Origin of the sequence: Chitinimonas sp. BJB300 (genome assembly GCF_002735695.1) — a bacterium.
Lineage (GTDB): Bacteria > Pseudomonadota > Gammaproteobacteria > Burkholderiales > Chitinimonadaceae > Chitinimonas.
In genome coordinates this window covers 1-11,255 of sequence record NZ_PDZH01000125.1, presented here as the reverse complement: position 1 = coordinate 11,255, position 11,255 = coordinate 1, and the positions used below count along the sequence as shown (strand labels likewise).

The following is an 11,255-nucleotide window of genomic DNA, read 5'->3' as shown; positions in this document are numbered from 1 at the left end:
ACCTACCATCGCCGACAAGCCCGTTGCTGTCGCCGCACCAAACGTGCTCAGCAAATAGTCGGTGTACAAATCGAGTTCTTTGTTCTTCATGGCGACAGGTTATCGTATGCACTGCGTAACATCAGTGCGGAATATAAATAGCGCCGGACTCCTTCACCTCTTCCATCACCGCATAGGTATGCGTTTCACGCACACCAGGCAGTGTGAGCAACGTGCTGCCAAGAAAATCCCGGTACGCTTTCATATCGCGAACCCGCGCCTTCACCAGATAGTCAAAGCCACCGGCCACCATGTGGCACTCCTGCACTTCAGACCGATCCAGCACCGCCACCTTGAAGCGCTCAAACACATCGGGCGTGGTACGGTCGAGCAACACCTCCACAAACACCAACAAGCCTGCATCCAACTTTTCAGGATTTAGCCGCGCACCGTAGCCCAGGATAAAACCATCGCGGGTCAGTCGCTTGACGCGTTCCAGACAAGCCGTAGCCGACAGTCCTACCCGCTTGGCAAGGTCTACATTCGCAATACGCCCATCGGCTTGCAGCTCGCGCAGTATCTTGCGGTCAATCCGGTCCAGTTCGATATTCATTGAATTTTTCAGTGAAAAAAAGTGGTTTTACTGGATTTTATTCTGTAAACCCGCACAAAAACAGCAGCACATTCGAAGGCGGAGTCCGTAGGATTCCCCGCGCTGCGCCACCCAGGTTTCCATGGGTAGCGAAAGGTTGCTTCCACCTGCCAACGGCGGGGACCAAGCCAGCCACGACGGCCCGCAACCAGCAGCGGGCAGGTATTACCGGTTAACCGTGGGTTGGATTTCCCTCCCGCTGCCCGTTTGCTCAAGGTAGGCCCCATGACGCTCCTTTATTCCGACCTTCCACCCAGCTTGCCAAGCTTTGCTGCAATCAAAGCCAATCTCTTCCGCGATGAAGTCCAGGCCGTTACGGCCATGCTGCCCGCTGCGCGCCTTTCCGAACTGGCTGAAAAAGCCGTGCATGTGCGCGCACTGTCGCTAGCCCAAGGCGTACGCCAGGCAGCCAGCAAAAACCATTTCGAAGCATTCTTGCAAAGCTATGGCCTGGGCAGCGAAGAAGGCTTGGCCCTGATGGCCCTGGCTGAAGCGCTTCTGCGGATCCCAGACACCGATTGCCAAGACCGCCTGATTCGCGACCTGCTCGAAAACAAAGACTGGCGTCGCTCGCAGGCCGCAACCTGGTTAGTCAGCGCCGCCAGCCGCGCGCTCTTGTTTACCGATGGCTGGATCGATGCCAGTGAGGGGCGGCATTGGTTTGACCGACTCTTGCGCAAGATGGGTGAGCCCGTGCTGCGCACCGCCATGAAAACCGGCATGAAGCTGATGGCCGAGCACTTCGTAGTAGGCGAAACCATCGATCAAGCCTTGGACAACGCCGATGCGCGCTGGCGCTATTCATACGACATGCTTGGCGAAGCTGCATTGACCAATGACGACGCCGAAGCCTACTTCGCCGCCTATCACGAAGCGATCGCGGCACTGGGCAAACGTACTGACCACAACACGGGTTTTGCGCGCCAATCCATCTCGGTCAAGCTCTCCGCCATCCACCCGCGTTATGAGTTCGCGCAAGCCGAGCGCGTACATACCGAGCTTTACACCCGTTTGCTCAACCTGGCGCAAGCTGCCGCCAAGGCTGATCTGGTGTTCAGCATCGATGCCGAAGAAAGCGAACGGCTGGAAATCTCGCTGGCCCTGTATGAGCGTCTGGTACGCGAGCCAAGCCTAAAGGATTGGAAAGGATTGGGGCTGGTCGTCCAAGCTTACCAAAAACGCGCGCCCTTCGTGATCGACTGGCTGGCCGAGCTGGCCCGCGATACCGGCCGGGTGCTGCCTATCCGCCTCGTCAAGGGGGCTTACTGGGATAGCGAAATCAAACGCGCCCAGCAAAATGGCCTGCCCGGTTATGCGGTGTACACCCGCAAGGCGCACACCGACGTGGCCTATATGGCTTGCGCGCGCAAGATGCTCGACTATGGCTGCACGGTCTTCTACCCGCAATTCGCCAGCCACAATGCCCAGACCCTAGCGTGGATCATGGAACTGACACGCGATACCAAGCGCCAGTTTGAAATCCAGCGCCTGCATGGTATGGGCGAGTCTCTTCATACCCTGATCAACCAGCGCGAAGGCGTAGCCAGCCGCGTCTATGCGCCAGTAGGCCGCTTCCACGCGTTGTTGCCTTATCTGGTGCGCCGATTGCTGGAAAACGGCGCAAATTCCTCATTCGTCCACCAGCTGGCCGATACCCGCGTACCGCTCGAAGCCATTGCCGACAACCCGGCCGAGCGCCTTGCCCGTACCCCGATTACCACCGGTGTGATCGCCCCAAGCGAAGTTTTCGCACCGCGCCGCAATAGCCAAGGATTTGCCATGACCGATACGCTTGTTCTCGAACCTCTACGCCAACAACTGAGCGCCCTGGAAACGCAAAGCTTCAACGCTACGCCCATCATCGGCGGCCAACGCCGCGACGGCGCAGCGCAACCACGGTTCAGCCCTATCGATAGCCGTCGCCAGATCGGCACATTGGTCGCCAGCGATGCTGCTGCTGTTGAGCGCGCCCTGAATCTCGCCGACGCTGCCCAGGATGAATGGGCTGCCACATCGGCCAATGCCCGAGCTGCGATGCTGGAAAAAGCCGCCAGCCTGCTGGAAGCCCGCCAAACCGAATTTCTGTGGCTGCTCAGCCGCGAATCCGGTAAGACCCTGCCCGATGCGCTGAGCGAATTACGCGAAGCCGTCGATTTCTGCCGCTTCTATGCGCACGAAGCCCGCCGCCTGATGGGCAGCCCAATCGCCCTGCCCAGTGTCACCGGCGAATCGAACGAACTGCGCCTGACCGGCCGCGGTCCCTTCATTGCCATCGCACCGTGGAACTTCCCCTTGGCCATCTTCATCGGCCAGATCACCGCAGCCCTGGCGGCCGGCAATACCGTTATCGCCAAGCCATCACGTCGCACACCGCTGATCGGCATGCGTACGATAGAAGCATTGCTGGAAGCGGGTATTCCAGCCAATGTACTGCACTATCTGCCCGGTGAGTCGGGTGGTTTGTCCGATAAGCTTCTGGGTGACCCGCGCGTTGCCGGTGTGGCCTTTACCGGCTCGACCGGCGCGGCTTGGAAGATCAACCGTACCCTGGCGGCACGCGACAGCAGCATCGCCAGCCTGATCGCCGAGACCGGCGGCTTGAATGCCATGATCGCCGACAGCTCGGCGCATGTGGAACAGCTGATTCTCGACGTACTGATGAGTGCCTTCAACTCAGCCGGCCAGCGTTGCTCGGCGCTACGCATCTTGCTGGTGCAGGAAGACATCGCCGACGCTGTCGTCGAACGGATCGGCAAGGCCATGCAAGAATTACGCTTGGGCGACCCGCTGCAACTGGCAACCGACATCGGCCCAACCATCGACAATCTGTCGCAGCGCGATTTGCAAGCCTATTGCGACAAACTGGCGCAGACCGCCAAGCTGGTCGGCAAGACGCCAATGCCGGCAGGCCTGGAAACCGGTTGCTTCTTCACACCGCATGCTTTCGAAGTGGCGCTGGACCAATTGCCGACTACCGAAACCTTCGGCCCGGTCTTACACATCGCACGTTTCAAAAGCGATGCCTTGGAAGATGCGGTCCACCGGGTCAACAAGTTGGGCTTCGGCCTGACCATGGGTGTGCATACCCGCCTCGACAGCACCATGGAAGCAGTACGCCGGTTGGCCAAGGTAGGCAATCTGTATATCAACCGCAACCAGATTGGCGCAGTCGTGGGGTCGCAGCCCTTTGGCGGTGAAGGTCTCAGCGGTACAGGCTTCAAGGCCGGCGGCCCGCATTACCTATTGCGCTTTGCCTGCGAGCGTACAGTCACCATCAACACCGCTGCCGTTGGCGGCAATGTGAAACTGATGGCAGGTGGCGAAGGCGAGCACGCCTAGGAAATGGTTCTCACTGGATTTACTCCCAGTTAGGTAGCGCCAGCAAACACAAACGCCCATCGAATTGGCTTTAAACCCAATCGACGGGCGTTTTGCCGCCTGCTTGCGACAAGCATGACGGAATATTCCATGATCCCAATCTCAGCACCCAAGCAGCCTCAGTCATAGTCCCCTTAATGCACGGAAATTGCACGATCAATCATCCCCTTAAAACCTGTCTGAAGTCTGCTGCTCGTTAGCAATACGGCGTTGCTCCCTCGGAATGCTCGCTTACCACTTGTAAATGCCGCAGCCCCGGACATTTTCGCCTTGTCTTTCCTTGGCTCGCGAGACTTTAGACAGGTTCTTACTTATCTAATATTTATTGTGTGTCGATAATGGCTTGATTAATTACGTCTGCGCTAATCCTTAGACTAGGATGAAATGTCTCCGAGATCTCGATAGGGTGATCCGTGTTCGACTTTAAAAGTATCAGCCTCAGGCTTTCTTTGATTTTTGTCGCCATTGTCACCGTGGTGCTGGCTGGTTTGGGCGTCTACAACTATCGGCAGGCTGAAACACGGCTGCTAAAGGAACGCCAGGAGGCGGTGAAGGGTATTCTTTATCGCATTTCACTGTCACTGCCCGTCGCTGTGTGGAATTTCGACACCACGCAGGCCGAGCAGATCGTGCGATCAGAGATCAATCGTAATTTCATCCTGGGCTTGGTCATCAAGACCGAAGACCGGGCCTTTCTGTCTATGCGGCGCAGCGTCGAGGGCCGGGTGGAAAAAGGGCAACCACGGCAGGTGGCACAAGGGCTGCTACACCAGATCGATTTGCACTATTTGGCGAATGGCAGCAGCCGCAGCGTGGGCAAGGTGGAATTACATATCAGCAACGAAGACATCGAGCAGGAGCTGGCCGCCAATCTTCGTTTCAATGCGATAGAGATCCTGCTGTTGGATATCTTGCTGGTCGTGGCTTTGCTGGTCGCCATACGCCACTATATCGCGCTGCCGCTCAAGCAGATCAACAACACGCTGAACGCCGTCGCCATGGGCGACCTCACCGCAGCGCCCGCAATCGCCAGCCAGGATGAACTCGGCCAATTGGCCTCCGCCACACGGACCATGAGCCAGACATTGGCAGCAGTGATCAGCAAGGTACGTATTTCCACCGAGACTGTGAGCGATGCGGCTGCCCAGATCAGCGGCGCGGCGATGTCGCTGTCCGCTTCCAGCAGCAGCCAGGCTGCAAGTGTGGAAGAAACCAGCGCGTCGATGGAAGAGGTCACCGCCTCGGTTGCCCAGAACACCGAAAACGCCCGTGCAACCGACGCCATCGCCAACCAAAATGTCGAGCAGGCTGAATCAGGCGGCGATGCGGTCCGCAAGACGGTGGTGGCCATGAACCAGATTGCCCAGAAAATTGGCGTAATTGATGATATCGCCTACCAAACCAACCTGCTCGCGCTCAATGCCGCCATTGAGGCAGCACGTGCTGGCGCACATGGCAAAGGGTTCGCCGTCGTGGCACAGGAGGTGCGCAAGCTGGCCGAGCGCAGCCAGAATGCCGCACGGGAAATAGGCGAGTTGGCGGGCGAAAGCGTGGTGTTGGCCAACCAGGCCGGCCAGTTATTTGATGTGATGGTGCCCAGTATTCGCAAAACCGCGCTGCTGGTGCAGGAAATCTCCGCCGCCTCCAGCGACCAAACCAACGGTATTGAACAAATCCATGGTGGTGTCGGCCAGATCAGCCTCGCCATGCAATCAAATGCCGCGGCTGCCGAAGAACTCTCCGCCACCGCGACCTCGATGACCGACCAAGCTGCCGAACTACGTGACATGGTGGCTTACTTCAAGACCTGATCCTTGGGAAGGGTTGTCCCGTACCCCAAGCAACGCCATACCAGCCGACCACAGCTATCCATCGCAAGACTGCTGAAGAACCCTGATCACGGCTGTGCAGTAAGATCGTAAACAGGTTCTTAGAACCTGTCTAAAGTCTGCTGTGCGTTGGCAATATGGCGTTGAAAACACCCTCAGAATGCGCATTTACCACTTGTAAACGCTGCTTCCTCGGTTGTTTTCGCCTTATCATTGCCCTAGCTCGCGAGATTTTAGACAGGTTCTGAGGCTTCCTGAAACGGCAATACAGGCATCGCCCCCCCCGCCAATGCACACGCCAACATCGCATCAGCCAAAACCGTATCAATGCCACGCTCGGTATACCAATCCGGCCGGTAATAGCTGTGGGCGTAGCGCTCGCCGCTGTCGCATAGAATCGTCACGATAGAACCTGTCTGGCCCGCTGCATGCATCCGGCTGGCTACTTCAAGTACCCCCACGAAATTAGTCCCCGTAGACCCACCAACCCGGCGACCCAGCCGGGTACTGACATAACGCATGGCCGCCAGGCTCAATGCATCGGGCACCTTCAGCATGGCGTCGACACAGCTCGGAATAAAGCTCGCCTCGACCCGGGGCCGGCCGATACCTTCGATACCGGACCCGCAGGGCAGTGTCAAACTACAGTCGGGCTTGCCAGCCAATGCACTGCGGTAATAGTCGAAGAACACGGAGAATTCTGGGTCCGCGCACAAAATACGGGTGGGGTAACGACGGTAGCGCACATAGCGGCCCAAGGTTGCGCTGGTACCGCCCGTACCGGGCCCGCACACCACCCAGCTTGGGATCGGATGCGGTTCATCGGCCAATTGCTTGAAAATGGATTCTGCGATGTTGTTATTGGCACGCCAGTCGGTTGCACGTTCTGCATAGGTGAACTGGTCCATGAAATGCCCACCGGTCTCCCGCGCCAAGCTGGCCGACTCGGTATTGATGGCGCCGGGGTCTTCCACCAAATGGCAACGGCCGCCATAAAACTCGATGGCTGCGATCTTGTCCGGCGAGGTGGATGCCGGCATGACTGCCACAAAGGGCAAGCCCAGCAAGCGGGCAAAGTAGGCCTCCGACACTGCGGTGGAACCGCTGGATGCTTCGATGACTGTGCTTTTTTCATGCAGCCAGCCATTGGTCAGGGCGTACAAGAACAAAGACCGGGCCAGCCGGTGCTTGAGGCTGCCAGTGGGGTGGCTCGACTCATCCTTGAAATATACCGTGATGCCCGGATAAGACGGCAGATCGAGTGGAATCAGATGGGTATCGGCCGAGCGATTGAAGTCGGCCTCGATTTTCTGGATGGCGGCGGCCACCCACTGGCGCTGGGACATAGTGGTATACGACAAGAAGGGAAGAAGTCTCGATCTTAGAAGGCAGACGCCCACTTAGCGAATTGCCGCAATCCCGCGAATGGGCAGTTCAGCCACACTGCTCGCCATTTGTGGCTGTAAAACCACGAGGTTGTCCCCCTGCTCGCTACAATCACCCTCAATCCAGACCAATAACAGGGGAATTTCGCATGCGTTTGAAGCATCTTGCTATCGGGGGCGCAGTGGTAGCAGCGCTGTCCACCGTTGCGTTGGCCAACACCTTATTCTTCCGTCCGTGGTCCATCGGCGTTTTTTTTGAACGTGTTGCGTTTGAAGACCTACTCGAATCGCCTCAAACCTTGTCCGACTTGCGCCTGTTTGAACCCTGGGGCATCCGCCGCCACAACGCCTTACTTGATGACGCCAGCGATGCCCGGTTCGAACGCCAGCAAGCCCGCATCCGCCAAAATCTCACCACCCTGCTGGCCTATGACCGTACCGGTCTCACTCCCTCGCAGCAATTGTCTTACGACACCCTGCGCTGGGCGCTTGAGCAACGCATGGCGGGGGCAAGCTTTAAACTGCACAATTACCCGGTCAATCAAATCTGGGGCGAGCAACTCAATCTCATCAATTTCCTGGTCAGCACCCATCAGGTAAACGACGTACGTGATGCAGATGACTATCTGGCGCGCCTGCGCGCCGTGCCCGCCAAGCTGGCGCAAGTGAAAGAGGCCCAGGCACACCGGGCGGCGCAGGGCATCGTCGCGCCGCATTTCGCATTGCAGAAAGCCATCGACGGCATGCATGCCTTCCTGGCTATGCCGGCGGAACAAAACCCGCTCTACACCAGTTTTGCCAACAAGCTGAAGCACACAAAACTACGTGATATCGACCAGAACAAGCTGTTAGCTGGCGTCAAAGATATGCTGGACACCCAGGTGTACCCAGCTTACCAGCAACTGGCCGATGCAACCGAGGCATTGGCGAAAACGCACCCGCGTAACGATGGCGTCTGGGCCTTGCCGAATGGATCGGCCTACTATGCCTGGGCACTGCGTGGCCATCTCACCACCAATCTGTCACCCGACGCAGTTCACCAACTGGGTCTGATGGAAGTCGCCCGCATCCAGAATGAGATGCGCACCATCCTACAAGCAACCGGCCACCCCAATGAGGATGTAGGGCAAGCCATGATGCAGCTGAATGATGATCCACGCTTCCTTTACCCCGATACCGATGCCGGGCGCGCGCAGGTGATTACTGACTACAAAGCCATCCTGGCTGAAGCCCATACCCTACTGCCCAAGGCATTTGGCAAACTTCCTGCCGCCACCCTTGATGTACAGCCTGTACCTAAGCTGGGGGAAAAAACCGCGGCCGGCGCGTACTATGAGGCAGCCGCCCTGGATGGCAGTCGTCCTGGCGTCTTCTTTGCCAATCTGTACGACATCAAGAGCAGCTCACGCTGGAATATGCGTACACTGGCTTACCACGAAGGGCTGCCTGGGCACCACTTGCAAACCGCGGTGGCGCGCGAACAGACCGATCTGCCCAGTTTCCGTCGATTTACCTGGTACACCGCCTATCGCGAGGGCTGGGCGTTGTATGCTGAAAAACTGGCCGACGAAATGGGCCTGGAACCCGACCCTTACGACAAACTCGGCCGTCTGCGCGCCGAACTCTTCCGCGCGGTGCGGCTGGTGGTGGACACAGGCATGCATGCCAAACGCTGGACGCGTGAAGCGGCGGTTGACTACATGGTGAAGACCACCGGCATGAGCGAGGGCGACAGCGTGGTGGAGATCGAACGCTATCTGGTCGACCCAGGCCAGGCCTGCGCTTACAAGATTGGCATGCTGAAGATATTGGAGTTGCGTGAGCGGGCCAAACAAAAACTGGGGCCGCAATTCGACCAGCGCATCTTCCATGACTTGGTGCTACGCAATGGGCCGCTCCCGCTTGATCTGCTCGAACGGGGTGTAAACGAATGGGTAGCGCACGGCGGCAAACCCCTGGCGAGCTGAGACTATGGGTGGGACCAGGGGACATCCTCATAGGGTATTTTCTGGTCAGCCATCTCTCACAACGGGCAGATTGCTATGAAAATATCGTCGATCCACCAATGGATGTAGTCCATGTCAGACCCCACAATGACTGCCGCCCCCAGCACTGAAAAACAGCGCTTTGTCGTGCTCGACCTGCTGCGCTTCGCAGCAGCGTTGGCAGTCGTTCTGTTTCACTTCGGTTTTAGAGGCTGGATAGAAGATGCCTCGGGGTACCTGGCCTTTCCCAACTTTGCCCACATCGCGAAATACGGTTTCCTCGGCGTCGACGCTTTTTTCCTGATCAGCGGGTTTGTCATCTTGCTGACAGCGCTGAACCGTAGCCCGAGCAGCTTTGTGGCATCACGCATTACGCGGCTTTATCCCGCCTATTGGCTGTGCGTATGCGCAGCCTTTGCGGGCTTTTACCTATTGGAAGGCCGCAACGATGGGGAAGCCTGGCTGACGTGGCTCGTGAACCTGACCATGTTCCAGGAGTTCCTGGGCGCTGAACATATCGACGGCATCTATTGGACCTTGGCGGTTGAACTGCGCTTCTATTTATTGATCTTCATCGTGCTGTTGCTGGGCCAGATGCGCCGCATCGAATACTTTTTGTGGCTTTGGCTGGGTAGTTTGCTGCTTATCGACCTGCATGTCGTCAGCAGCCCGCAGTGGCTGGACGAAGCGTTGTTACGCCCGTGGGCGCATTACTTCATTGCAGGTGCTGCCTTCTATCTGGTCTGGCTTCAGGGATTACGCTGGCACCGTTGGCTGCTGCTGGGGCTATGTGCCTTACGGGCGGTTCAACATGCCTATTGGTATATGTTGCTGAAGGTAAAACTGACTGCGGTACCGATGGACAGGTGGGTGGTGTGCGCCGTGGTGCTCGGCTTGTTTGCGCTGTTCATGGCGATTGCGCTGCGTAAAGTGCCTGCAATCAAGCTGGGCCGCCTGGCTGGCGTCGGCGCCCTCACCTACCCGCTGTATCTGGTGCACGAACTACTGGGCAAGCTACTGTTATTCGGCAAGCTGGACGAACGCTTTTCGAGCCTGCAGCTGATCGCCGTCACTGCATTGGCTGTTTTGTGCGCCTGGGCCATTCAGCGCGGTGCCGAACAGCCACTGGCGGGCTGGCTCAATAAGAAGCTCCAACCGCGCGTTTCCCTCGTCAAGGCACAAACGCTGGAGGCTCGGTCTGAGTCACCTTAACCCCCCGCGCCAGACAGTTCATTACACCTACACATATTGCCATCGAGCATCAGAAAACAGCCTAAAAGCTGTAAATACACATTACAGGCTATAAACTGTATTTGTAAATTACAATCTATAAGCTGTATTCTTGAGAAAACCGCAAGTGGAATGTGTAATGGGCTACCCAATAAAGACACTGAGTCAACTACGTCCAATCCTGCTTGGTTTTCGCAAGGAGGCAGGACTGACACAGGCTGCTATAGCGCAAAAGCTGGGAATAACCCAGCAGAGCTACGCTGCACTGGAAGCGAACCCCGAAGCTGCCAGTTTTGAACGGGTATTCAAAGTACTGCGCCTGCTAGATGTAAATATCAGGTTGGTATCAGCAACCCAAACCACAGATCAGCGTCTGGATTTACCCAGTAAATCCAGACACAGCGTCCCTACCAAAGCCAGCCGCGCTGCCAAAACTGGTGTATTCACTGAAAAAGGGACGAGTGCTGCCACTCAAGCAGCTCCAAGTAAAAAGCTTTTTGCCGCTAGCGAGGCACCGAAACAGCTAAAGGAAAAAACGGCGTCTACTCCCCCTAAGCGCGTCAATACCGCAGTGAAGAAGCGGGGTGACTGGTAACCATGAGTAGGCGAAACAAACTAAAGCAGCTCAATGTCTGGATGAATGGACTGCCAGTTGGGTACTGGACGAAAGCAACAGACGGGGAGCATTTTAGTTACTGATGTTACGCAGTAGCTGCGAGAAGCAGCTGTAACTGATCATAAGCCGCGCGGGAGGCGTTGATCAGTAACTTGCGGCAAAGTGCGAATGGGTTCTTCTGCGTCTTGATGCTCAGGCATT

General features: G+C 57.1%; 7 protein-coding genes. 5 read left to right on the top strand and 2 right to left on the bottom strand.

From position 1 onward, the window contains the following. Positions 1-121: 121 nt before the first annotated feature. Positions 122-592, bottom strand: coding sequence for a leucine-responsive transcriptional regulator Lrp (lrp, locus tag CSQ89_RS17340; protein WP_099407353.1), 471 nt, complete (start codon positions 590-592; stop codon positions 122-124). A 264-nt stretch (positions 593-856) separates the two neighbouring features. On the opposite strand from lrp, the gene putA reads away from it, so the two are divergent. Then, a complete protein-coding gene (putA, locus tag CSQ89_RS17335) occupies positions 857-3,970 on the top strand; it encodes a bifunctional proline dehydrogenase/L-glutamate gamma-semialdehyde dehydrogenase PutA (protein ID WP_099407352.1) in 3,114 nt (1,037 codons plus the stop codon). 452 nt (positions 3,971-4,422) lie between these two features. Continuing rightward, complete coding sequence (locus tag CSQ89_RS22535; RefSeq protein WP_099407351.1) at positions 4,423-5,820, top strand: methyl-accepting chemotaxis protein; 1,398 nt, start codon at positions 4,423-4,425, stop codon at positions 5,818-5,820. A 251-nt stretch (positions 5,821-6,071) separates the two neighbouring features. Here the strand turns inward: CSQ89_RS22535 and CSQ89_RS17325 are convergent, their stop codons facing one another. Beyond that, the gene (locus CSQ89_RS17325; protein WP_099407350.1) at positions 6,072-7,184 is read right to left on the bottom strand and encodes a PLP-dependent cysteine synthase family protein; all 1,113 of its coding nucleotides are present in this window, start codon (positions 7,182-7,184) and stop codon (positions 6,072-6,074) included. A 188-nt stretch (positions 7,185-7,372) separates the two neighbouring features. On the opposite strand from CSQ89_RS17325, the gene CSQ89_RS17320 reads away from it, so the two are divergent. The 3 genes from CSQ89_RS17320 (at position 7,373) to CSQ89_RS17310 (ending at position 11,033) form a co-directional block, all read left to right on the top strand. Next, positions 7,373-9,190, top strand: a complete 1,818-nt coding sequence (locus CSQ89_RS17320; RefSeq protein ID WP_099407349.1) for a DUF885 domain-containing protein — start codon at positions 7,373-7,375, stop codon at positions 9,188-9,190. A 111-nt stretch (positions 9,191-9,301) separates the two neighbouring features. Further along, positions 9,302-10,420, top strand: a complete 1,119-nt coding sequence (locus tag CSQ89_RS17315; RefSeq protein WP_099407348.1) for an acyltransferase family protein — start codon at positions 9,302-9,304, stop codon at positions 10,418-10,420. Between the two features lie 157 nt (positions 10,421-10,577). Beyond that, the gene (locus CSQ89_RS17310; RefSeq protein WP_099407347.1) at positions 10,578-11,033 is read left to right on the top strand and encodes a helix-turn-helix transcriptional regulator; all 456 of its coding nucleotides are present in this window, start codon (positions 10,578-10,580) and stop codon (positions 11,031-11,033) included. Positions 11,034-11,255 lie beyond the last annotated feature (222 nt).